Raw genomic sequence first — 22,898 nt, 5'->3', positions numbered from 1 at the left:
GTGTGGCGTCGTGGGCGGGAAGCCGCGATGCGTGAGGAGACTATTCGTGCGTTTCGTATGGGCCGTGGTGGCCTTCGTGCTGGCTGCCGTGCTGATCGGTGCGGGGATCGCCCAACGCACCATCTTCGTCGGCCCTTCGTCCGAGGAGGCCCGTGTCGACATCGAGGAGCCCGCGCCCTTCGTTCTCCTGGACGGCGACGTCCTGCGGATCAACGCCGGCGCGCAGAAGCTGCTCATCCGCGGCGAAGGGGAGATCTTCACCAGCTACGGGCGCACGGCCGACATGGAGGCCTGGCTCTCCGACTCCGAGTACAACCACGTGACCGTCGGGGACGAGGACGAGCTCGTCGTCGAGCATGTCGCCGCAGCGGACGACGAGGGGTCCACCGAGACGCCGGCGCCCGAGACGACCGCGACCCCGGCGCCGGAGAAGGACGCCGACGCGCCCGCGGGCCGGAACCCGGCCGGCTCCGATCTGTGGCTCGACTCCTTCAGCGAGGAGAACTTCCTCGCCACTGACAAGATGCAGCTCCCGGAAGGGACCAGCGTGCTGATCGCCTACGACGGCACCAAGGACGCGCCGGACGACATCGTGGTCTCCTGGCCGCTGGACACGCGGACGCCGCTGGCGGGCCCGCTCATGGCGGCAGGCGGGTTGGTGCTCCTCGTGGGCCTGGTCTTGTACGTGCTCGCGATCCGTCACCAGCGCCGTGGCCGCGGCCCGCGCCGGAAGGGGCCTGGGCCGCTTCCCACGACGCAGCCGATCGACGTGGCGGCCCTTCCGCCGTCCGAGCGCGAGGCCCTGGAGGCCGCGGACGGCGAGCAGGCGCCGACACCGGTGAGGAAGGACGACGTGGAGGACGCGGAGATCGTCGACGAGAAGGAGCAGGACGGGAAGAGCACGATGCGCGCTGAGCGCCCGAGGCGTCGTCGGCGCCTGCTCGCCCTCCCCGCCCTCGGTCTGACCGCCCTGCTGGCCTCCGGCTGCACGGCGGAGTCCTGGCCCGAGTTCGGGGCCCCCTCCGCATCGCCGTCTCCGACCCCGACCGTGATCGCCCCCGAGAACCAGAAGCCGCCGGCGGTCACCGAGACGCAGGCCGAGCGGATCCTCCGGGAGGTCTCCGAGACTCTGGTGCAGGCCGATGAGGCGAAGGATCTGGACCTCGCGGCCACCCGTCTCGACGGCGCACCTCTCACGACGAGGACCACCGACTACGCCCTGCGCGCGAAGCTGCCGGATCGGGCCGCGCCCGCCGCGATCCCGACGGACGACGTCGAGGTGGTCCTCCCCGAGGCGACGGACCGCTGGCCACGCACCGTCCTCATGCTCTCGAAGAGCACCGGCGACGACACCGTGCCGCCGGTGGTGCTGACCATGACGCAGGCGGACCCCTGGTCCAACTACAAGGTCACGAACATGGCGGAGATGTCGGCGGACGCGGCGTTCCCCGAGGTGGCGGCCAGCTGGCTGGGGACCTCGCTGGTCCCGGCGGATTCGGCCTTCCTGTCGGTGCCGCCGAACGAGGTCGCCGCGGCTTTCGCCGACGTCGTCGACAACGGTGAGAAGAGCGCCTCCTACGGGCAGTTCGACGATCTGGCGCTGAACCTGGCCACATCGATCAGGGACAGCCGACAGAGCCTGGTGAAGGGACTCGCCGACGCCGGGGCTGCGAAGACCTCCAAGGCCGCGTTCGACATGAAGCCGACGACGGCGGAGCCCGTCTCGATGACGACGCTGGACAGCGGCGCCATCGTCGCCGTCTCCGTCCTCGATGTCGAGACCATCACGCCCACGTCCTCCGATGTCGTCATCCGCTTCGGTGACAACAAGGAGGCCAAGGCGCTCACCGGGGCCAACGAGTCCGCGAAGGGCGCCCAGACGACCTATGAGTTCCAGCTGTTCTTCGCCGTCCCGTCCCAGGGGTCGAGCGAACCGATCCGTCTCCTGGCGTCCCGTCAGGATCTCGTGTCCGTGAAGGTGATCAAGTGAGTGAGATGTCTCCCGCGGCCCTGCGTGGCGCCGTCGATCTGTCCAGCCTGCGCAACCGTCCGTCCCCGCCGGCGGGCGGTGCAGCGGCGCCCGCGACCGCACCGGTGGCTGACGTCGTCGTCGACGCGACCGACGAGAACTTCGGTCAGGTCCTGGAGCTGTCGCGCACCGTCCCGGTGGTCGTCGACCTGTGGGCCGAGTGGTGCGGGCCGTGCAAGCAGCTGAGCCCGATCATCGAGAAGGTCACTCGGGAGCTCGGCGGCCGCGTGCTCCTGGCGAAGGTCGACGTGGATGCGAACCCGCAGCTCGCGCAGAGCTTCCGCGCGCAGTCCATCCCGATGGTCGTCGCCCTCATCGCCGGCCAGCCGGTGCCGATGTTCACGGGCGCCGTACCGGAGCAGCAGGTGCGTGAGGTCTTCGCGCAGCTGCTCCAGGTGGCGGCGCAGAACGGCGTCTCGGGAACGCTCCCCGTCGGCGACGCCGGGACCGGGGAAGCCGAAGCCGCTGCCGAGCCCGAGCTGCCGCCGCTGCACGCGGAGGCGTTCGCCGCCATCGAGCGCGGCGACTACCGTGCGGCCATCACCGCCTATGAGAAGGCACTCGCGGAGAACCCGCGCGACGAGGACGCCATCGCCGGCCTGGGCCAGGTCCGCCTGCTCGACCGTGTGCAGGGGCTCGACCTCCAGACCGCCCGAGCCGCGGCCGCAGCGGCTCCGCTGGACGTGCAGGCCCAGTTCGACGTCGCGGACCTCGACCTCGCCGGTGGACATGTCGACGACGCCTTCGGCCGGCTCCTCGACCTGTTCGCTCAGCTGCCGTCCGACCAGCGCACTCCCGTCCGGGAGCGTCTCATCGAGCTCTTCGGCCTCATCGGCGCCAGCGACCCGCGCGTGATCGCGGCTCGGAACCGACTCTCCTCGCTGCTCTTCTGATCGGCCTGCGCGGGGATCGTTCCTCCGCGCAGACCGATCGTCGCCGGCCGTCCGTCAGCCGTTGTTCACCGTCGGCACGTGCGGCTCGGGCTGGTGGCGGAGCCAGAGCGTCGACAGCGCGGGCAGCGTGATCGACGCCGTGGGGGCGCCGGCGTCCGCGGGCTCGGCGATCACCATCCCGAGGTTGCCCGACCCCCGTCCGCCGTAGGCGACGGCATCGGAGTTCAGGATCTCCTGCCACACGCCCTCTCTGGGCAGCCCGAGACGGTAGCCGGTGCGTTCCACTCCGGCGAAGTTGCTGACGACGACGAGGCGCCCGCCGTGCGCGTCCCGTCGTTCGAAGGCGATGACCGACGGGTCCCAACTCGGGGCGCCGAGGCGGGTGAAACCGGAGCCGTCGTTGTCGCGCTCCCAGAGGGGGGCTTGCGACCGGTACACCCCGTTCATCGCGGCGACGAAGTCCTGCAGCTGGGCGTGGGAGGGCTGGTCACGGAGCCACCAGTCCAGCTCCCGACCCTCCGACCACTCCGCGAGCTGACCGAACTCCTGTCCCATGAACAGCAGCTTCTTCCCGGGATGCCCCCACATGTAGGCGAGGTAGGCACGGACGTTCGCCAGCTTGTGCCAGTGGTCGCCCGGCATCTTGGACAACAGGCTGCCCTTGCCGTGCACCACCTCGTCGTGGCTGATGGGCAGGACGTAGTTCTCGCCGAACGCGTACACGAACGAGAACGTCATCTCGCCCTCGTGGTGCGCGCGGTACATCGGATCGCGTCCGATGTACTGGAGCGAGTCGTTCATCCAGCCCATGTTCCACTTGAAACCGAACCCGAGGCCGGCGTGATCCGTCGGTGCCGTGACGCCGGGGAAGCTCGTGGACTCCTCGGCGATCATCAGGATGCCGGGGTGGAGCCGGTAGGCGGTGGCGTTGACCTCCTGGAGGAAGCGGATCGCCTCGAGGTTCTCGCGTCCGCCGTGGATGTTCGGCTCCCACTCGCCCTCCCGGCGCGAGTAGTCGAGGTAGAGCATCGACGCCACGGCGTCGACCCGCAGGCCGTCGACGTGGAACTCGTCCAGCCAGTAGAGGGCGTTGGCGACGAGGAAGCCGCGTACCTCGGGCCGGCCGTAGTCGAAGATGAGTGTGCCCCAGTCCTGATGCTCGCCGCGGCGGGGATCGGGGTGCTCGTACAGGGGCTGGCCGTCGAAGCGGGCCAGCGCGAAGGCGTCCTTGGGGAAGTGCCCGGGGACCCAGTCCATGATGACGCCGATGCCGGCCTGGTGCAGGCGGTCGATGAGGTAGCGCAGGTCGTCGGGGGAGCCGTACCGGCTCGTCGGTGCGTAGTATCCACTGACCTGGTAGCCCCACGAGCCGCCGAACGGATGCTCGGCCAGCGGCATGAACTCGACGTGGGTGAACCCCGTCTCCTGCACGTGTGCGATCAGCGGATCGGCCATCTCGCGGTAGCCCAGCCCCTCGCGCCAGGAGCCGACGTGCACCTCGTACACCGACAGCGGCTGCGCGACGGCATGGGTGGCGGCGCGACGGGTCATCCACGCGCCGTCCTGCCAGGCGTGGGACGAGGCGGTGACGACCGACGCGGTCTCCGGCGGCACCTGCGCCGCCAGCGCCATCGGGTCGGCCTTGAGGATCCAGGCGCCGCTCCGGGTGCGGATCTGGTACTTGTAGCGGGTGCCGACGGGCAGGTCGGGGATGAAGATCTCCCAGACGCCGCTGGCGCCGAGCGAGCGCATGGCGTGGCTCTCGCCGTTCCAGCCGTTGTGATCGCCCACGACCCGGACGGCCGAGGCATCGGGAGCCCAGACCGCGAAGGACACGCCCTGTTCGTCGCCCTGCGTACGGGGATGCGCCCCCAGCGCCTCCCACAGACGCTCGTGCCGCCCCTCGGCGATGAGGTGCAGGTCGAGTTCGCCCAGTGTCGGTGCATGCCGGTACGGGTCGCCGGAGACGATCTCCTCCTCGCCGCGGTAGCGCGTCGCGATGCGGTAGGGGAGCGGCGGCCCGGGGTGCGTGCCCTCCCAGAGGCCGTGCGCGACGTGGGACAGGGCGAGTCGGCTTCCATCGCTGAAGACGGCCTCGACGCTCTCGGCGAGCGGTCGGCGGACGCGGATGGCGGTGACGGTACGGTCGGCGGCATCCTTGGCGGGGTGCGCGCCGAGCAGGGAATGCGGGGCGTGATGCTGACCGGCCGCGACGGCCTCCCACTCGGCGTTCGGGGTGTCCTCGATGCGGCTCATGCGCGCTCCCTCACCTTCAGGATGTGGACGGGCTCGGCGAAGGCGTCGAGCCGGACGTAGTTGTGATCGCTCCAGGTCCAGACAGCGCCGGTCAGGAGATCCTCCACCTCGAAGGTCTCGCCCAGGGGGACTCCCCAGCGCGTGGTGTCGAGGTGGACGGTGGTCTCGCGCACCGAGTGCGGGTCGACGTTCGCGACGACGATGAGGGTGTCCGGTCTCCCGGTACCGGTGAAGGCGGCGTCGAGATGCTTGCTGAACACGAGGATGGCGTCGTCGTCGCTCCAGTGCAGCTCGAGGTTGCGGAGCTGGCGCAGCGCGGGATGCGCCGCACGGATCTCGTTGAGCCGCCGGAGCAGCGGGGCCAGCGACTCCCCGCGTTCCTCGGCTCCCGCCCAGTCGCGGAACTTGTACTCGTACTTCTCGTTGTCGATGTTCTCCTCGGAACCCGGGCGAGCCACGTTCTCGACGAGCTCGTACCCCGCGTAGACCCCGTACACGGGCCCTGCCGTCGCGGCGATGCAGGCGCGGATGCGATACGCCGCGCGTCCGCCGAACTGGAGGTACTCGGTGAGGATGTCGTGGGTGTTCACGAAGAGGTTCGGACGCATGTAGTCGGCCGTCTCGTGGGAGATGGAGGTGAGGAACTCCTCCAGCTCGGATTTGGTGTTGCGCCAGGTGAAGTAGCTGTAGCTCTGCTGGAAGCCCACGGCGGCGAGCGCGCGCATCACGGCGGGCCGGGTGAAGGCCTCGGCGAGGAAGATGACGTCGGGATCCGTCGCGTTGACCGTCGCGATCAGCCACTCCCAGAACTGGAGCGGCTTGGTGTGCGGGTTGTCCACGCGGAAGATCCGCACACCCTCGGCCACCCAGTGCCGGACGATCCGGAGCATCTCGGCCGCGATGCCCTCCGGGTCGTTGTCGAAGTTCAGCGGATAGATGTCCTGATACTTCTTGGGCGGGTTCTCCGCGTACGCGATGCTGCCGTCCGGGAGGGTGGTGAACCACTCGGGGTGTTCGCGGACCCACGGGTGGTCGGGGGATGCCTGCAGCGCGAGATCCAGGGCGACCTCCAGCCCCTCCTTCCGCGCGGCGCGCACGAACGCGCGGAAGTCCTGCGGGGTGCCGAGGTCGGGATGGATGGCGTCGTGCCCTCCTTCAGTGGCGCCGATCGCGTACGGCGAGCCCGGGTCTCCCGCCTCGGCGACGAGCGTGTTGTTGCGCCCCTTGCGATTGGTGCTGCCGATGGGGTGGATCGGGACGAGGTAGATCACATCGAAGCCCATCCCGGCGACCTCGGGCAGGCGCTTCGCCGCCGTGCGGAACGTGCCGCTGCGCACCGTGCCGTCCTTGAGCCGTCTGGCACCTTCGGAGCGTGGGAAGAACTCGTACCAGGCGCCCACGCCCGCACGGGTGCGCTCGACGCGGAGGACCTGCTCCGCGGAGAGGGAGCGGAGGGTCGCGATCGGGCGGTCGCGGAAGATCGTTGCGAGTTCGGGGTCGACGGCCATCGCCGCAGTGGTGGTGGCGTCGCCGGCCTGGAGCTCATCGGCTCGGACGCGCAGGCGCGTGCGCTGTGCCGCGGGGCGATCCTTCTCCGCCGCGGCCCGCCGCAGCAGCTCCGCGCCGAGCGCGGCCATCACGTCCACATCGACGCCTGCGGCGACCTTGACGTGCGCGGCGTGCGCCCAGGTGGCGAAGTCGTCGGAGAACGCCTCGAAGTGGAAGTGCCAGACGCCCTCCGCGTCGAGGGCGATCTCCGCCTCCCAGCGGTCGGTGCCGTCCGCGAGGGCGGTGAGCCGGTGCAGGCTCTCCTCGCCGGTCGGGGACGTCAGCCGCACGTGCACGCCGATGAGGTCGTGACCTTCCCGGAAGGCGACCACGCGGAACGGCACGACCTCGCCGGCGAAGGCCTTGGCCGGGAAGCCACCGGGGACCGCGGGGCTCCCGTCGAGCAGCGGGATCCGCGTCGTGCGCAGCGCTCCGGGGCGGTCCGCGTCGGCGGCGCGCGTCGGGATCTGAACGGGGCTCCGCAGAGCCGTGGGCCGGGTTCCAGCACGAGCAGTCACATGCCGAATCTACCGGTCGGGCGTGCTGGAACCTACCGCTCGACCAGGGCGGCGAACCGTGCTATCACTCGACGCGGAACAGGCGCATCGAGGTGCCGGGGATCGGCAGCACCTCGCCCGGTACGAAGGTCTCCTCGGCGTCCGACGGCCGCTCATCCGCGCTCGACCAGAGCGAGACGAACCGGGTGGCGCCGTCGATGTCCTCCGGGAGCCGGACGTCGATCGGAGCCTCCGTGCCGTGCACGATCAGCAGGATCCGGTTCGCGGCTTCCTTGTCCGGCGTGGACGCGGCGACGTACTGCAGGGTGCGGTTGCCGGGGTCCGTCCACTGGGCCGTCTCCATCGTCGCGCCGTCCTGGTCGTACCAGTCCATGACCGACGCGTTCGGGATGTGCTCGCCGAGGCGCGCGTACCGGCTCGGGCGCAGCGCGGGGTTCTCCTCACGGAGCCGGAGGAGGCGCGCGACGTGGGCGCGGAGGTCCTCCTGCCACGGCTCGAACTCCCAGGAGAGCCAGGACAACGGAGAGTCCTGCGCGTAGGCGTTGTTGTTGCCCCGCTGCGTCCGTCCCACTTCATCCCCGGCGGTGAGCATCGGGATGCCGGCCGAGAGCAGCAGGGTGCCGAGCAGGTTGCGCATTGCCTTCCGCCTGGCGGCGAGGATCATCGGATCGTCGGTGGGGCCCTCCACGCCGTGGTTGAAGGACCGGTTCAGATCCGCGCCGTCGCGGTTCTGCTCGCCGTTGGCCTCGTTGTGCTTCACGTCGTAAGACACGAGGTCGTGGAGTGTGAAGCCGTCGTGCGCGGTGACGAAATTGATGCTCGCGAGCGGTCCCCGATCCTCGCTGAAGGTGTTGGACGAGCCGGCCAGACGTGTCGCGAAACCGCCGATCCCCACCGGTGCCGAGGCCCGCCGGGCGTAGTCGATGTCGCTGAGCCAGAAGTTGCGCACCCGGTCGCGGTAACGGTCGTTCCACTCATGCCAGCCCGAGGGGAAGTTCCCGGTCTGCCAGCCGCCCAGACCGACGTCCCAGGGTTCCGCGATGAGCTTGGTCTCCGCGAGCACGGGGTCGGCGGCGATCGCCTGCAGAAGGGGATGGTCGGGGGTGTAGGTGTGCGCGCCGTCGCGGGCGATCGCCGTGGCCAGATCGAAACGGAATCCGTCGATCTGCATCTCCTCGGCCCAGTACCGGAGGGAGTCCACGACGAGGCGCGCCCCGGCCTCGGTGGCGGTGTTGAGCGTGTTGCCGCATCCGGTGGTGTCGATGTAGACGCCCGCGTCGTCCTGCCGGTAGTACCGGGCGTTGTCGAGGCCGCGGAGGCTGGACCGCGGGCCGCCGATGCCCTCCTCGGATGTGTGGTTGTACACGACGTCGAGGATCACCTCGAGACCCGCTTCGTGCAGCAGCCGCACCATGCCCTTGAACTCGGCGATGATCGCCTCGGGCCCGGCCTTGCGCGCGCCCTCGGTGGCGTACGCGGCGTGCGGCGTGAAGAAGTTCAGGGTGTTGTAGCCCCAGTAGTTCGTCAGACCACGCTCGAGGAGTCGGGGTTCCGGGACGAATGCGTGGACGGGGAGCAGCTCCACCGAGGTCACCCCGAGCGTGCGGAGGTGCGCGATCATGGCGGGATGCGCGAGGCCTGCATACGTCCCGTGCAGCGCCGGCGGGATGTCGGGGTGACGCTTGGTCAGCCCTTTCAGGTGGCCCTCGTAGATCACGGTCCGGTCGGCCGGGACCCGCGGCTTGGTGGAGTCGCCCCAGTCGAAGCCGTCCTCGATGACCACGCCGCGCCACTCCTGGTAGCCGTGGCCCTGGGCGAGACCACGCGCGTACGGGTCGAGGAGCAGCGTCTCCGGGTTGAACGTGTTGCCGGGGCCGTGCGGTCCCTCGACCCGGAGGGCATACCGCACGCCCGGCTGGAGCAACGGCGTCGTGACCTCCCAGACCCCTCCGGGCCGCCTTTCCAGCGCTGCCTGGTCGACCACCCAGTCGAGGTCCGTGGCGTCGAACACGACGAGCTCGACGGCCGAGGCGTTCTGCGACCAGACCCGGATCGTGCCGACGCCGTCGTGCAGGCGAACGCCGAGATCGTCGAGGGTCGCCCCACCGGGCACGACGGAGGCGGGGGACGAAGGCATGGATACACCCTAAACGTGTTGCATTTCAGTCTCATGACAGGACGCACCCGGTCTCACGCCCAGACGGAGCGTTCGCCGCGCGGATCGGGGAGAATCGACGTATGCGGCACTATCTCGACCACGCGGCGACGACCCCGCTGCGCCCGGAGGCCAGGGACGCGTGGCTGGAGGCGTCCGTCATCGTCGGCAACGCCTCGTCGACGCACGGGGCAGGGCAGGATGCGCGCCGGGTGCTGGAGGAGTCCAGGGAACGCGTGGCCGCGGTTCTCGGGGCCGACCCGATCGAGGTGGTGCTGACATCCGGCGGGACCGAGTCCATCAACCTCGCTCTCCAGGGCCTGTGGCGCTCGCGTCGTCCGGGCTCTTCGGCGGTCGTCGTGCCGGACGGTGAGCATCACGCGACGATGGACACGGTCGCCGCCCTCGTCTCCGACGGAGCCGAGGTGCGCGCTGTTCCTCTCTCTGCCCAGGCGCGCATCGACGGAAGCCGCTTCGCGTCGGCCCTGCCCGGTGCGGCGTTCGCGACCGCGCTCGTCGCGAACAACGAGACCGGGACGGTCAACGACGCGGCGGCTCTGACCGCGGCCGCCGCCGATGCCGGAGTGCCGCTGCACCTCGACGCGGTCGCCGCGCTCGGGCACCTCCCGCTGTCGTTCCGGGAGCTGAGGGGCGGTGCGGACGAGGGGACGGGCCTGGTGGCGCTCAGCGTCGCCGGTCACAAGGTCGGCGCGCCCGTGGGCGTCGGTGCGCTGGTGGTCGCTCGGTCCGCCCGACTGACCCCGCTTCTGCGGGGCGGGGGCCAGCAGCGGGGTCTGCGTGCGGGTACGCAGGATGTGCCGGGAGCCGCGGCACTGGCGACCGCGCTCGAGCTCGCCGAACGGGAGCGGGCCGCCGAGACCGTCCGGGTGGGCCGCTTGCGCGACCGTCTCGTCGAGGGGGTCCGTGCGCGGGTGCCGGCGGCGGAGCTCCTGGGCGACCCCGATCACCGTCTTCCCGGGACCGCGCATCTGCTCTTCCCCGGTGCCGTGGGGGAGAGCCTGCTGTTCCTGCTGGACGTGGCCGGGGTCTCGGCCTCCACGGGATCCGCCTGTCAGGCGGGGGTCGCCGAGCCCTCGCACGTCGTGATGGCGATGGGGCGCAGCGAGTCGGACGCCAGGAGCGTGCTGCGATTCTCTCTCGGCCGGACCTCGACGGACGCCGACGTCGACGCGGTGCTCGGGGCGATCGGCGATGCCTATGCCCGGGCATCCGGGGCCCGTGCAGCCGAGCGCTCGTAGACTGGACCCATGCGAATCCTTGCGGCCATGAGCGGCGGTGTGGACTCCGCCGTCGCGGCCGCCAGGGCCGTCGAGGCGGGGCACGATGTGGTGGGCGTGCACCTGGCGCTCTCCCGCGCCGGGGGGACCCTGCGCACCGGCAGTCGAGGCTGCTGCACGATCGAGGACGCGCTGGACGCCCGCCGGGCCGCCGACCTCCTGGGCATCCCCTTCTACGTGTGGGACTTCTCCGAGCGTTTCCGGGATGACGTGATCGACGACTTCGTCGCGGAGTACCGCGCCGGTCGTACTCCGAACCCGTGCATGCGGTGCAACGAGAAGATCAAGTTCGCGGCCCTGCTGGAGCGCGCCCTGGAGCTCGGCTTCGACGCCGTCTGCACCGGACACTACGCGACCCTGGTGGATGGTCCTGAGGGTCTCGAGCTGCACCGGGCCTCGGACAACGCGAAGGACCAGTCCTACGTGCTCGGTGTCCTGACGGCCGACCAGCTCGCGCACACCTATTTCCCGCTCGGGACCACGCCGTCGAAGGCCCTCGTGCGGGCGGAGGCGGAGCAGCGCGGTCTCAGCGTGGCCCAGAAGCCGGACAGTCACGACATCTGCTTCATCCCCGACGGCGACACCCGGGGGTGGCTGGCCGAGAAGGTCGGCACGGCCACCGGCGAGATCGTCGATCGCACGGGCGCGGTCGTCGGCGCGCACGAGGGCGCGCACGCGTTCACCGTCGGCCAGCGGCGCGGGCTCAAGCTCGGTGTCCCGGCGGCGGACGGCAAGCCCCGCTTCGTCCTCGAGGTGCGCCCCGTGTCGAACACGGTGGTCGTCGGCCCCAAGGAGGCCCTGGCGATCGCCGAGATCGCGGGGGAGCGTTTCAGCTGGGCCGGCGCCGCACCTGCCGCGTCGACGTTCGCGTGCGATGTGCAGATCCGCGCGCACGCCGAGCCGGTGCCCGCCACGGCCACCGTGACCGCGGAGGGCGTCCGGGTGGTGCCGCAGACTCCGCTCGACGGCGTCGCCCCGGGACAGACCGCCGTGCTCTACGTCGGCACACGTGTGCTCGGGCAGTTCACGATCGATACGACCGTCTCCGCCGTTCCGGTCGGCGTCTGATCCGGGTGGATGTCGGTCCCCGCTCCTAGACTGGCGGGGTGCCGGAGAACATCTCACTGGAAGACGCCCGCAGCGAGGCGGAGGAGCTGACCACCCGCATCCTCGCGGCGAAGGACGCGTACTACGGGCGCGACACGTCGCTCGTCGACGACGCGACGTACGACGGCTGGATGCGGCGCCTGGAAGAGCTCGAGCGCCTGCACCCCGAGCTCCAGGGTCAGGACTCGCCGACGCAGATGGTCGGCGCGGCCGAGGCGACAGGGCTCGCGACCATCGAGCACGCCGAGCGCATGCTCAGCCTCGACAACGTCTTCTCGATCGAGGAGCTGCGGGAGTGGGCGCAGAAGACGCGGGCGGCCGCCGGGCGCGACGTCGATTGGCTGACCGAACTCAAGATCGACGGGCTCGCGATCAATCTGCGATACGAGCACGGCGTCCTGACGTCGGCCGCGACCCGCGGTGACGGGCGGGTCGGCGAGATCGTCACCGAGAACGCGCTCCGGCTCCCCGAGATCCCGGAGCGGCTCGCCGGGGAGGGACACCCGCCGATCGTCGAGGTCCGCGGAGAGGTCTTCATCCCCGTCGCCGCGTTCGAGCGCCTGAACGCGGCGCAGGCGGCTTTCCGCGACCGCGCGCATGCCGACGCCCTCGCGCGGTGGGAGGCCAGGGGCGGCGCGAAGAGGCCGTTCGATGAGGAGAAGGCGCGCACCGCGGCGGCGCGGCGCTTCCCGGCCTTCGCCAATCCCCGCAACGCCGCCAGCGGCGGCCTGCGTCAGCAGATCGACAAGAAGGACGGCCTGGAGCTCGAAGCGGGCCTGCTGCGCATCGAGTCGCTCGCGCTCTACGTGCACGGCATCGGCGCCTGGACGAACCCGCCGGTCGCGGCGCAGAGCCAGGTCTACGAGCTGCTGGCCGCCTGGGGGCTGCCGACGAGCCCGCACACCAAGGTGTGCCGCAGCATCGACGACGTCGTCGCCTTCGTCGAGCACTACGGGGAGCACCGGCACGACATCGAGCACGAACTGGACGGCATCGTGGTCAAGGTCGACGAGCTCGACCTGCACGACGAGCTCGGGGCCACGAGCCGGGCCCCCCGCTGGGCGATCGCCTACAAGTACCCGCCGGAGGAGGTGCAGACGAAGCTCCTCGACATCGTCGTCTCCGTCGGGCGCACCGGTCGCGCCACTCCCTTCGGGGTCATGGCACCGGCTCACGTCGCCGGATCCGTGGTCCGTCAGGCCACGCTCCACAACAAGGACGTGGTCAAGGCCAAGGGCGTGCTCATCGGCGACACCGTGGTGCTCCGGAAGGCGGGCGACGTGATCCCCGAGGTGCTCGGCCCCGTGGTCGAGAAGCGGGACGGGACGGAGCGGGAGTTCGTCATGCCGGCCGACTGCCCCGAGTGCGGCACGCCGTTGCGCGCCATGAAGGAGGGCGACATCGACCTCCGCTGCCCGAACGCGCGGTCGTGCCCTGCGCAGGTGCGCGGACGCGTCGAGCACATCGGTTCCCGCGGCGCCCTCGATGTCGAGGCCCTGGGCGAGGTCACCGCGGCGGCCCTGACCCAGCCCACGACTCCGGCCGAGCCCCCTCTGAGCACGGAGGCGGGGCTGTTCGCCCTCACGCTGGAGCAGCTCGTGCCGATCGAGGTCGTCGTGCGTGATGCGGAGACGGGTCTGCCGCGCGAGGACGAGGACGGCCTCGTGAAGACGCGCGCGCCGTTCCGACGGAATCCGACCGCCGCCGAGAAGAAGTCGGGTCTGGAGGGTCCGCAGCCGTCCTCGCAGGCGCTGACACTGCTCGCGGAGCTGGAGAAGGCGAAGACCAAAGACCTCTGGCGGCTGCTCGTCGCCCTCAACATCCGCCACGTCGGACCGGTCGCGGCGCGGGCGCTCGCGCAGTGGTTCGGGTCGCTCGACGCGATCCGGGAGGCATCGCGGGAAGAGCTCGCCGCGGTCGAGGGCGTGGGCGGCATCATCGCCGACTCCTTGCTCGCGTGGTTCGACGTCGACTGGCACCAGGACATCGTCCGGCAGTGGACGGATGCGGGCGTGCAGTGGGCGACGCCGGGCCACCCCGGGCCGGGAGCAGCTGTCGCCGCCGGGGGAGTGCTGGAAGGCCTCACGGTGGTCGCGACGGGATCTCTCGACGGCTACACCCGCGAGGGCGCGCAGGAGGCGATCATCAAGGCCGGCGGCAAGGCGGCCTCGAGCGTCTCCAAGAAGACCGACTTCGTGGCCGCCGGTCCCGGCGCCGGCTCCAAGCTCGCGAAGGCGGAGGAGCTCGGCGTCCGCATCCTCGACGCCGCGCAGTTCCACGTGCTGGTCACGGAGGGCCCTGCGGCGCTGGAGTGAGGCTCAGGCGCTCTCCGGGGCCGCCGTGGTGGGCGCGAGGAACTGTCGCAGCCGCGGTGAGTCCGCGAATCCCAGCTTCTGGTAGAGACCCACGGCGGCCTCGCTCGAATGCACGGTGATCCGCTCGGCACCGACGGACACGGCGTGCGCGCAGGCGGCGGCGACGAGGCCGCGGCCCGCTCCGCGCCCTCGATGCTCCGGGAGGACGAAGACGCTCTGGATGTCCGCGGAGATGCGATCGACCGCCCCGGGCCGCGGCACACGCGGCACGAGGGCGACCCAGGCGGCACCGACGATACGGTCATCCTCCTCGGCGCGCGCGACGAAGGCGACGTGGGTGCGGGCGTGCGCCTGCCACCAGTCGCCGAGTTCCGCGGTGTACGTGTCGAGCGATCGACCGGCCGTCAAGTCCCTCGGCACGTCCTGCCACTTGAGCTGGGCGAGCGCGGGGAGATCCTCCCTGCCGGCGCGGTCGATGCGCATCGTCGGTCCGCTCAGGCCTTGTGACGGGGCTTCCGGAAGGGCTTCTCCTCGCGGTCGCCGTGCGCCGGGCGCTCGTCGCGGTCGCGCTTGTCGTAGCGGGTCGGGCGACCACGGCCGTCGCCGTCGCGCGAGGACGACCCGCGTCGCGCCCCGGGGCCACGGTCGGGAGCGATCTCGATCAGTCGTCCCGAGATACGGGTGTCGCGGAGCTTGTCGAGGACGGCGGGGTCGAGGTTCGCCGGAAGCTCGACGATCGAGAAGTCGGGACGGATGTTGATCGCCCCGAAGTCGTCGCGGCCCAGACCGCCCTCGTTCGCGAGCGCGCCCACGATCTGTCGCGGCTCGACGCGGTGCCGGCGACCCACCTCGATGCGGTACGGCGTGTAGTCGCCGCGGCCGCGACGCTCCCGGGGTTCGCGCGGCTCCCGCGTCTGCCGCTCGCGCGGCGGGCGGTTGTCGGCGGCCACGGCCTGCGACAGGGCGTCCTGGGCGGGGTCGAGGAGCAGTGGCGTGGCACCCTGGGCGACCACGGCGAGAGCGGCCGCGACGTCGCCTTCCGGCACATCGTGATGCCGCACGTAGTGGGCGATGATGTCGCGGAACGCGTCGATGCGCGTCGTCTCCGAGAGCGCGGTCGTGATGGCGTCGTCGAAGCGGGCGAGCCGCGTCGTGTTCACGTCCTCGGTGCTCGGGAGCTGCATCTGCGTGGGCTGCTGACGCGTGGCCTTCTCGATGTGCTTGAGCAGGTAGCGCTCGCGCGGGGTGATGAAGCTGATCGCGTCACCCGTCCGGCCGGCCCGCCCGGTCCGTCCGATGCGGTGGACGTACGACTCGGTGTCGGTGGGGATGTCGAAGTTGACCACGTGGCTGATGCGCTCGACGTCGAGGCCGCGGGCGGCGACGTCCGTGGCGACGAGGATGTCGAGCTTGCCGTCCTTGAGCTGGTTGACGCTGCGCTCGCGCTGCACCTGCGGCACGTCGCCGTTGATCGCGGCGGCGGAGTATCCGCGGGCGCGGAGCTTCTCGGCCAGGGTCTCGGTCTCGTTCTTCGTGCGGACGAAGACGATCATCCCGTCGAAGTTCTCCACCTCGAGGATGCGGGTCAGAGCGTCCACCTTCTGCGCGTAGGAGACGACGAGGTAGCGCTGGGTGATGTTCGTGTTGGTCGCGGTCTTGGACTTGACCGTGATCTCCTCCGGGTCGCGGAGGTACTGCTGCGCGAGGCGGCGGATCTGCGCGGGCATCGTCGCCGAGAACAGGGCGACCTGCTTCTCCTCCGGCGTCTGCGCGAGGATCTGCTCGACGTCTTCGGCGAAGCCCATCTTCAGCATCTCGTCGGCTTCGTCCAGCACGAGGTACTGCAGCTCGGAGAGGTCGAGCGTGCCCTTGGCGAGGTGGTCCATGATGCGGCCGGGGGTTCCCACGACGACGTGCACGCCACGGCGAAGCGCGGACAACTGCACCCCGTAGCCCTGACCGCCGTAGACGGGGAGCACGTGCACGCCCTTCATGCGCGACGCGTAGGACTCGAAGGCCTCGCAGACCTGCAGCGCGAGCTCGCGGGTCGGGGCGAGGACGAGGGCCTGCGGCGTCTTCTGCGTGACGTCGAGCCGCTCCAGCACGGGGAGGGCGAAGGCGGCGGTCTTGCCGGTGCCGGTCTGCGCCATGCCGACCACATCGCGGCCGGCGAGCAGCGTCGGGATGGTCGCGGCCTGGATGGGCGAGGGGGTCTCGTAACCGAGATCCTTGATGGCCTTGAGGACCGGCCCGGTGATGCCGAGGTCCTCGAATCCGGGGGTTGCGGGGGACTCGTCAGGGGCGTCGGTGGGGGTCACTTCTTCAGGGGTCACTTCCCAAGGGTAGCGCGCCCGGCGACCCGCTTCCTGTGCGACCGGGTCAGACGCCCGAGGTGAGGGCGAGCAGCTTCTCCTTCACCTGCCGGCGGAGCACCTTGCCGATCAGCGACATCGGCAGCTCGTCGACGACGAAGACGCGGCGCGGCACCTTGTACGGCGTGAGGATGCTGCGGGCGTACTCGCGGATCGCCTCGACATCGACATCGGCCCCGGGGTCGACGACGATCGCCGCCACGACCTCCTCGCCCGAGTGGTCGCTGGGCAGTCCGACGACCGCAGCGTCGACGACCGACGGATGCTGGCGCAGCGCGTTCTCGACCTCGGTGGGGGCGACGTTGAAGCCGCCCGTGATGATGAGCTCCTTGATCCGGTCGACGATCCGCACGAATCCGGCGTCGTCGATCGTGACGATGTCGCCCGTCCGGTACCAGCCGTCGACGAACACGGCCTCCGTCTCCTCGGGCTTTCCGTAATACCCGGAGAAGACCTGAGGGCCGCGCACGACGAGCTCGCCGGCGGAACCGGCCGGGACGTCCTCGGTGGGGTTCTCCGGATCGACGACGCGGCACTCCGTCCCGGGGAGCGGGAGGCCCACCGTGCCGGGGACACGGTTGTCGGCCACCGGGTTCGCCATGAGGACGGGGGAGCACTCGCTCAGACCGTAGCCCTCGACGAGATAGCCGTGCGTCGCGGCTTCGAACGGGACGACGAGTTCGTGCGGCAGCGCCATGGCGCCGGAGATCGCCACTTCGATGCCGTCGAGGGAGACGCCCTTGGCGTTGGCGGCCGCGAGCAGCCGGTCGGCGATGGGCGGCACGAGCGGCAGGAACGTCGCCGGGTGCTTCTTGACCACGTCCAGCACGAGATCGGGATCGAACTTCGGGAACAGCACGAGGCGCGCCCCCATCGACATCGCGAAGGTGAGGCAGAGGGTCAGGCCGTAGGCGTGGAACATGGGCAGCACGGCGTACACGACGCAGCCCTTGCCGCGCTGGATGGATGGGACCCAGGCCTGGGACTGTGCCGCATTGGCGAGGAGGTTGCGGTGGGTGAGGGCGGCGCCCTTCGGCGTGCCCGTGGTCCCCGACGTGTACTGGATGATCGCCAGGTCGTCCGTGCCGGGCTGCGGATGCGAGGCGGGGATCGGGGCACCGGCGACCACCGACTCCCAGAGGACGGTGCCGCGGACGCGCTCGGTCAGCGCCGCCCGCGATTCCCTCGCCTTCGCCACCGGCAGCCGGAGCGCGAAGCGGGTGAGTGCGGGCATGGCGCGAGTGACGTCAACGGACACGAGCGTCGAGACGGCCAGGTCGCTCGGGAACTCCTGAACCGTCGCCACGACCTTGTTCCAGACGATCGCGTGCTTGGCGCCGTGGTCCTCGAACTGCTTGCGCAGCTCGCGGGGCGTGTAGAGCGGGTTGTGCTCGACCACGACCGCTCCGAGTCGCAGCACGGCGTAGAACGCCACGATGTGCTGGGGGCAGTTCGGCAGGACGATGGCGACCGGGTCGCCGGCGCGCACGCCGAGATCCCGGAGCCCCGCGGCGGCGCGATCGATCGCCTCCTGCAGCTGTGCGTAGGTGGTCTCCCTGCCGAAGAACTGCAGGGCCGGGGCATCGGGATAGTCCCGCGCCGACGCGGCGACGATGTCCACGAGGGAGCCGCTGACGGGGGCGAGGTCCTCCGGGACGCCGTCGGCGTAGCTGGCGATCCACGGGCGAGGGGGCTGGAACGTGCTCACGCGCCCAGCTTAGGCGGGCCGCGCCGCACCGAGCGGCGGGCGGCTCGCCAACTAGACTGGGGAGCGTGTCTGAAATCACCCCTGATCTTGTGCGCCATCTCGGCGTGCTCGCGCGCATCCAGCTGAACGACGACGAGGTGACGCGGCTCACCGGCCAGCTCGACGCCATCGTCGACAACATCGCCAAGGTGTCCGAGGTCGCGACCGCCGATGTCGCCGCGACCAGCCACCCGATCCCGCTGAGTAACGTGTTCCGTCCCGACGTGGTCGGCGAGACGCTGACGCACGAGCAGGTGCTGCAGAACGCCCCGGACCAGGCCGACGGCCGGTTCCGCGTCACCGCGATCCTGGGAGAAGAGCAGTGAGCGACATCATCCGACTGACGGCGGCGGAGCTCGCCGACAAGCTCACGACGCGCGAGGTCTCCAGCGTCGAGGCCACGCAGGCGCACCTCGACCGCATCGCCCAGGTCGACGGCGCCGTGCACGCGTTCCTGCACGTCAACGAGCACGCGCTCGAGGCCGCGGCCGACATCGACGCCCGCCGTGCCGCGGGGGAGGACCTCGGGCCGATCGCCGGTGTCCCGCTCGCGATCAAGGACGTCCTCGTCACGACCGATCAGCCGACCACGAGCGGCTCGCGGATCCTCGAGGGCTACCGCTCGCCGTATGACGCGACGGTCGTGGCCCGCTCCCGTGCCGCCGGACTCATCCCGCTCGGCAAGACGAACATGGACGAGTTCGCGATGGGCTCGTCGACGGAGCACTCCGCCTACGGCCCGACACGCAACCCCTGGGATCTCGACCGGATCCCCGGGGGCTCGGGTGGGGGCTCTGCCGCCGCCGTCGCCGCCTTCGAGGCCCCGCTCGCCCTCGGCTCCGACACCGGCGGATCGATCCGTCAGCCTGCGCACGTGACCGGCACGGTCGGCGTGAAGCCGACGTACGGCGGTGTCAGCCGATACGGCGCCATCGCGTTGGCGTCGAGCCTCGACCAGGTCGGCCCGGTCACCCGCACGGTGCTCGATGCCGGTCTGCTGCACGACGCGATCGGCGGCCATGACCCGAAGGACTCCACGTCGCTCGACGAGCAGTGGCCGTCCTTCGCGGCGGCCGCACGCGAGGGTGCGCGCGGCGACGGCCTCAAGGGTCTGCGCGTCGGCGTCATCCGCGAGCTCCCCGACAGCGGTTTCCAGCCGGGCGTCGCGGCGTCGTTCCGCAGCGCGCTGGCGCTGCTCGAGGCGCAGGGCGCGGAGATCGTGGAGATCGGTGCGCCGCACTTCGAGTACGGCGTGGCCGCCTACTACCTGATCCTGCCGGCGGAGGCCTCGAGCAACCTGGCCAAGTTCGACTCGGTGCGCTTCGGTCTCCGCGTCACCCCGGCCGGGAACCCCACCGTCGAGGACGTGATGTCCGCCACGCGCGACGCCGGCTTCGGCGACGAGGTCAAGCGCCGCATCATCCTCGGCACCTACGCGCTGTCGGCGGGCTACTACGACGCGTACTACGGCAGCGCGCAGAAGGTCCGCACGCTGATCCAGCAGGACTTCGCCGCGGCCTTCGCCGATGTCGACGTCATCGCGACCCCGTCGGCCCCGACCACCGCGTTCAAGCTCGGTGAGAAGATCGACGACCCGCTGCAGATGTACCTCAACGACATCACGACGATCCCGGCGAACCTCGCCGGTGTCCCCGGCATCTCGATCCCGAGTGGTCTTGCGGACGACGACGGCCTGCCCGTCGGCATCCAGTTCCTCGCCCCGGCGCGGGAGGACGCTCGTCTGTACCGCGTGGGCGCCGCCCTCGAGACGCTGCTCGTGGACTCCTGGGGCGCGCCGCTGCTGTCCCGTGCCCCCCAGCTGGAAGGAGGCGCGCGCTGATGGCCGCTGCCAAGCTCATGGACTTCGACAAGGCGCTCGAGATGTTCGAGCCGGTCCTCGGATTCGAGGTGCACGTCGAGCTCAACACGAACACGAAGATGTTCTCCGACGCGCCCAACCCCGCGAACGAGGCGTACCACGCGGCGGAGCCGAACACCCTGATCGCGCCGGTCGATCTGGGTCTGCCCGGTTCGCTGCCGGTCGTCAACGAGACGGCCATCCGATCCTCGATCAGCCTCGGCCTCGCGCTCGGCTGCTCGATCGCCGAGTCCAGCCGTTTCGCCCGGAAGAACTACTTCTACCCGGACCTCGGCAAGAACTATCAGATCTCCCAGTACGACGAGCCGATCGCCTTCGAGGGCTCGGTGGAGGTGGAGCTCGAGGACGGCACGATGGTGACGATCCCGATCGAGCGCGCGCACATGGAGGAGGACGCCGGCAAGCTCACGCACATGGGCGGCTCGACCGGGCGTATCCAGGGTGCCGAGTACTCGCTCGTCGACTACAACCGTGCCGGTGTCCCGCTCGTCGAGATCGTGACGAAGACCATCTTCGGCACCGATCACCGGGCCCCCGAGGTCGCCAAGGCCTACGTCGCCGCGATCCGCGACATCGTCCGCGGGCTCGGGATCTCCGAGGCTCGCCTCGAGCGCGGCAACCTCCGTTGCGACGCCAATGTGTCTCTCCGTCCTCGTGGCGAGGAGAAGCTCGGCACGCGCACCGAGACGAAGAACGTCAACTCGATGCGCTCGGTGGAGCGTGCGGTGCGGTACGAGATCCAGCGCCAGGCGCAGATCCTCGCCGACGGCGGCACCATCACCCAGGAGACGCGGCACTGGCACGAGGACACCGGGACCACCTCTCCCGGCCGTCCGAAGTCGGACGCCGACGACTACCGGTACTTCCCCGAGCCCGACCTGCTTCCGGTGCAGCCTCCCCGCGAGCTGATCGAGGAGCTGCGTGCGGCGCTGCCCGAGCAGCCCGTCGCCCGCCGTCGCCGGCTCATGGACGAGTGGGGCTTCACCCCGCTGGAGTTCCAGGACGTGCGCAACGGCGGTCTGCTCGACGTCGTCGAGGCCACGATCGCCGCCGGGGCCACGCCCGCCGCGGCACGGAAGTGGTGGACGGGGGAGATCACCCGCCTCGCCAACGCGCAGGAGAAGGACGCGGTCGACCTGGTCAGCCCGGAGAGCGTCGCCGCACTGCAGCAGCTCGTCGATGCCGGCACGCTGACCGACAAGCTCGCGCGCCAGGTGCTGGAGGGCGTGATCGCCGGGGAAGGCACGCCGCAAGAGGTCGTCGACGCCCGTGGTCTCGCCGTGGTCTCGGACGACGGCGCCCTCATCGCGGCGATCGACGAGGCTCTCGCCGCGCAGCCCGACGTGATGGCCAAGATCCAGGATGGCAAGGTCCAGGCGGCCGGTGCCATCATCGGCGCGGTCATGAAGGCCATGAAGGGCCAGGCCGACGCCGCACGCGTCCGCGAACTCATCCTCGAGCGCGCCGCGCAGTGATTCTCGCCCCCGGGCCTCCGTGTCGGAGGCCCGGGGGACAATGGACTCATGGGACACGGTGATGGCAGAGGCCGCATGGTGTCCTCGGCCGACGCCGACGATTCCGGGACGCGGATCCTCCACGTCGACATGGATGCGTTCTACGCCGCCGTCGAGGTGCTGGATGATCCGGGTCTTCGCGGGCTGCCGCTGATCATCGGATCCCCGGACGGACGATCGGTGGTCTCCAGCGCTTCCTACGAAGCACGGCGCTACGGCGTGCGCTCCGCCATGCCCGTATCGCAGGCTCTGCGGTTGTGTCCCACCGCACGTATCGTCCCGCCGCACTTCTCTCGGTATCAAGAGGTCTCGCGGCAGGTGATGGCGATCTTCGAGTCGTTCACGCCGCTCGTGGAACCCTTGTCGGTGGACGAGGCCTTCCTCGACGTGCAGGGTGTGCGCCGGCTCTGGGGGAGTCCGGCCCGGATCGCCGCCCAGATCCGCGAGCGCGTCCTCGCGGAGGTCGGCATCACCTGCAGCGTCGGCGTGGCCGCGACCAAGCACGTCGCGAAGATGGCATCGACCATGGCAAAGCCCGACGGAATGCTCGTGGTCGCCGAGCACGACACTCTCGCGTTCCTCGCGCCGCGCCCGGTACGGGCGCTGTGGGGAGTGGGGCCGAAGGCGGCGGAAGCTCTGGAAGCCCGCGGCCTCCGCACGATCGACGACCTGCGCACGGCGCCGCCGGAGATGCTGGACCGGGCTGTCGGGCCGGCGCTCAGCACGCGGCTCGCGCAGCTCGCCCGGGGAGAGGACCCCCGCGCCGTCGACACCGAGCGCGTGGAGAAGAGCATCGGCCACGAGGAGACGTTCGACCAGGACATCACGGATCGAGCGTTCCTCCGCGCCGAACTGCTCCGGCTCGCCGATCGCGTGGGCGCCCGCCTGCGTCGGGCCGGGTGGGAGACCTCCACGGTCGCGATCAAGATCCGCTTCGACGACTTCCGGACCGTCAACCGATCGCAGACGCTGAGTGAACCCACCGCGGTCGGGCAGCGCATCGGCGAGGCGGCGCAGGGTCTGTTCGCGCTCATCGAGCGTCGCGACCCGATCCGCCTCGTGGGAGTCCGCGCCGAGAACCTCCGGCCTGCGGGAGGCAGCGCGCTGGCGCTCTGGGATGACGACGAGGGCTGGCGCAAGGTCGAGGGGGCGGTCGACGAGGCCATGGCACGGTTCGGTTCGGCGACGATCAGCAGAGCGCGCCACATCGGACGAGGTGAAGGACGAGGTGCCGCTCGCCATCCGAAGGATCACGGCGTCGATTGAC

At 70.7% G+C, this 22,898-nt stretch carries 15 protein-coding genes; 9 read left to right on the top strand and 6 right to left on the bottom strand.

All coding sequences use genetic code 11. The features are described 5' to 3' along the window. Nucleotides 1-46: 46 nt before the first annotated feature. Both ACIGJI_RS01860 and ACIGJI_RS01855 read left to right on the top strand, forming a co-directional pair. Nucleotides 47-1,990 carry a glycosyl transferase gene (locus tag ACIGJI_RS01860; RefSeq protein ID WP_366243691.1) on the top strand — a complete coding sequence of 648 codons (1,944 nt, stop codon included), beginning with the start codon at nucleotides 47-49 and terminating at the stop codon, nucleotides 1,988-1,990. A 5-nt stretch (nucleotides 1,991-1,995) separates the two neighbouring features. After that, complete coding sequence (locus ACIGJI_RS01855; protein ID WP_396667017.1) at nucleotides 1,996-2,922, top strand: tetratricopeptide repeat protein; 927 nt, start codon at nucleotides 1,996-1,998, stop codon at nucleotides 2,920-2,922. Nucleotides 2,923-2,976: 54 nt separating this feature from the next. On the opposite strand, the gene glgB is transcribed toward ACIGJI_RS01855, so the two are convergent. The 3 genes from glgB to glgX all read right to left on the bottom strand — a co-directional run bounded on the left by glgB (nucleotide 2,977) and on the right by glgX (nucleotide 9,381). Next, nucleotides 2,977-5,178, bottom strand: a complete 2,202-nt coding sequence (gene glgB, locus ACIGJI_RS01850; protein ID WP_363444096.1) for a 1,4-alpha-glucan branching protein GlgB — start codon at nucleotides 5,176-5,178, stop codon at nucleotides 2,977-2,979. Then, nucleotides 5,175-7,244, bottom strand: a complete 2,070-nt coding sequence (locus tag ACIGJI_RS01845; protein ID WP_315636911.1) for a maltotransferase domain-containing protein — start codon at nucleotides 7,242-7,244, stop codon at nucleotides 5,175-5,177. Before ACIGJI_RS01845 ends, glgB begins: the two co-directional genes overlap by 4 nt. A 64-nt stretch (nucleotides 7,245-7,308) precedes the next feature. Further along, nucleotides 7,309-9,381: a glycogen debranching protein GlgX gene (gene glgX, locus ACIGJI_RS01840; RefSeq protein WP_363444094.1), complete on the bottom strand. Its 2,073-nt coding sequence runs from the start codon at nucleotides 9,379-9,381 to the stop codon at nucleotides 7,309-7,311. A 101-nt stretch (nucleotides 9,382-9,482) separates the two neighbouring features. On the opposite strand from glgX, the gene ACIGJI_RS01835 reads away from it, so the two are divergent. Genes ACIGJI_RS01835 through ligA form a run of 3 tightly spaced genes read left to right on the top strand, consistent with a single transcriptional unit; the run spans nucleotide 9,483 to nucleotide 14,119 of the window. After that, nucleotides 9,483-10,658, top strand: coding sequence for a cysteine desulfurase family protein (locus ACIGJI_RS01835; protein ID WP_363444091.1), 1,176 nt, complete (start codon nucleotides 9,483-9,485; stop codon nucleotides 10,656-10,658). Between the two features lie 9 nt (nucleotides 10,659-10,667). Beyond that, nucleotides 10,668-11,765: a tRNA 2-thiouridine(34) synthase MnmA gene (mnmA, locus tag ACIGJI_RS01830; protein ID WP_187664010.1), complete on the top strand. Its 1,098-nt coding sequence runs from the start codon at nucleotides 10,668-10,670 to the stop codon at nucleotides 11,763-11,765. 38 nt (nucleotides 11,766-11,803) lie between these two features. Further along, on the top strand, nucleotides 11,804-14,119 hold the full coding sequence (gene ligA, locus ACIGJI_RS01825; protein WP_366243687.1) for an NAD-dependent DNA ligase LigA: 2,316 nt from the start codon (nucleotides 11,804-11,806) through the stop codon (nucleotides 14,117-14,119). Between the two features lie 3 nt (nucleotides 14,120-14,122). On the opposite strand, the gene ACIGJI_RS01820 is transcribed toward ligA, so the two are convergent. The 3 genes from ACIGJI_RS01820 to ACIGJI_RS01810 are packed head-to-tail and all read right to left on the bottom strand — an operon-like array spanning nucleotide 14,123 to nucleotide 18,199. Then, nucleotides 14,123-14,602 (bottom strand): GNAT family N-acetyltransferase, encoded by a 480-nt coding sequence (locus ACIGJI_RS01820; RefSeq protein WP_187664012.1) that lies wholly within the window; start codon nucleotides 14,600-14,602, stop codon nucleotides 14,123-14,125. An 11-nt stretch (nucleotides 14,603-14,613) separates the two neighbouring features. After that, nucleotides 14,614-16,452, bottom strand: coding sequence for a DEAD/DEAH box helicase (locus ACIGJI_RS01815; protein WP_396654857.1), 1,839 nt, complete (start codon nucleotides 16,450-16,452; stop codon nucleotides 14,614-14,616). Nucleotides 16,453-16,498: 46 nt separating this feature from the next. Beyond that, entirely contained in the window at nucleotides 16,499-18,199 is a 1,701-nt protein-coding gene (locus ACIGJI_RS01810; protein WP_363444085.1) for a long-chain-fatty-acid--CoA ligase, read from the bottom strand. Between the two features lie 65 nt (nucleotides 18,200-18,264). Here ACIGJI_RS01810 and gatC point away from each other — a divergent pair, with 65 nt between their 5' ends. The 4 genes from gatC to dinB are packed head-to-tail and all read left to right on the top strand — an operon-like array spanning nucleotide 18,265 to nucleotide 22,897. Further along, a complete protein-coding gene (gene gatC / locus ACIGJI_RS01805; RefSeq protein ID WP_025103377.1) occupies nucleotides 18,265-18,564 on the top strand; it encodes an Asp-tRNA(Asn)/Glu-tRNA(Gln) amidotransferase subunit GatC in 300 nt (99 codons plus the stop codon). Beyond that, nucleotides 18,561-20,078, top strand: coding sequence for an Asp-tRNA(Asn)/Glu-tRNA(Gln) amidotransferase subunit GatA (gene gatA / locus ACIGJI_RS01800; protein WP_259951625.1), 1,518 nt, complete (start codon nucleotides 18,561-18,563; stop codon nucleotides 20,076-20,078). Before gatC ends, gatA begins: the two co-directional genes overlap by 4 nt. Beyond that, nucleotides 20,078-21,592: an Asp-tRNA(Asn)/Glu-tRNA(Gln) amidotransferase subunit GatB gene (gatB, locus tag ACIGJI_RS01795; RefSeq protein ID WP_259951623.1), complete on the top strand. Its 1,515-nt coding sequence runs from the start codon at nucleotides 20,078-20,080 to the stop codon at nucleotides 21,590-21,592. Before gatA ends, gatB begins: the two co-directional genes overlap by 1 nt. Before the next feature lie 48 nt (nucleotides 21,593-21,640). Beyond that, complete coding sequence (gene dinB / locus ACIGJI_RS01790; RefSeq protein ID WP_187664016.1) at nucleotides 21,641-22,897, top strand: DNA polymerase IV; 1,257 nt, start codon at nucleotides 21,641-21,643, stop codon at nucleotides 22,895-22,897. Nucleotide 22,898 lies beyond the last annotated feature (1 nt).

The organism is Microbacterium sp. NPDC064978, from assembly GCF_044543605.1.
Classification (GTDB): domain Bacteria; phylum Actinomycetota; class Actinomycetes; order Actinomycetales; family Microbacteriaceae; genus Microbacterium; species Microbacterium meiriae.
This window is presented reverse-complemented; position numbering and strand designations above follow the sequence as displayed.

Bases quoted from the DNA above. Each gene is read 5' to 3' on its own strand.
- ACIGJI_RS01855 (WP_396667017.1), top strand. From the start codon at position 1,996: ATGTCTCCCGCGGCCCTGCGTGGCGCCGTCGATCTGTCCAGCCTGCGC.
- glgB (WP_363444096.1), bottom strand. From the start codon at position 5,178: ATGAGCCGCATCGAGGACACCCCGAACGCCGAGTGGGAGGCCGTCGCG.
- glgX (WP_363444094.1), bottom strand. From the start codon at position 9,381: ATGCCTTCGTCCCCCGCCTCCGTCGTGCCCGGTGGGGCGACCCTCGAC.
- ACIGJI_RS01835 (WP_363444091.1), top strand. From the start codon at position 9,483: ATGCGGCACTATCTCGACCACGCGGCGACGACCCCGCTGCGCCCGGAG.
- mnmA (WP_187664010.1), top strand. From the start codon at position 10,668: ATGCGAATCCTTGCGGCCATGAGCGGCGGTGTGGACTCCGCCGTCGCG.
- ACIGJI_RS01820 (WP_187664012.1), bottom strand. From the start codon at position 14,602: ATGCGCATCGACCGCGCCGGCAGGGAGGATCTCCCCGCGCTCGCCCAG.
- gatB (WP_259951623.1), top strand. From the start codon at position 20,078: ATGGCCGCTGCCAAGCTCATGGACTTCGACAAGGCGCTCGAGATGTTC.
- dinB (WP_187664016.1), top strand. From the start codon at position 21,641: ATGGGACACGGTGATGGCAGAGGCCGCATGGTGTCCTCGGCCGACGCC.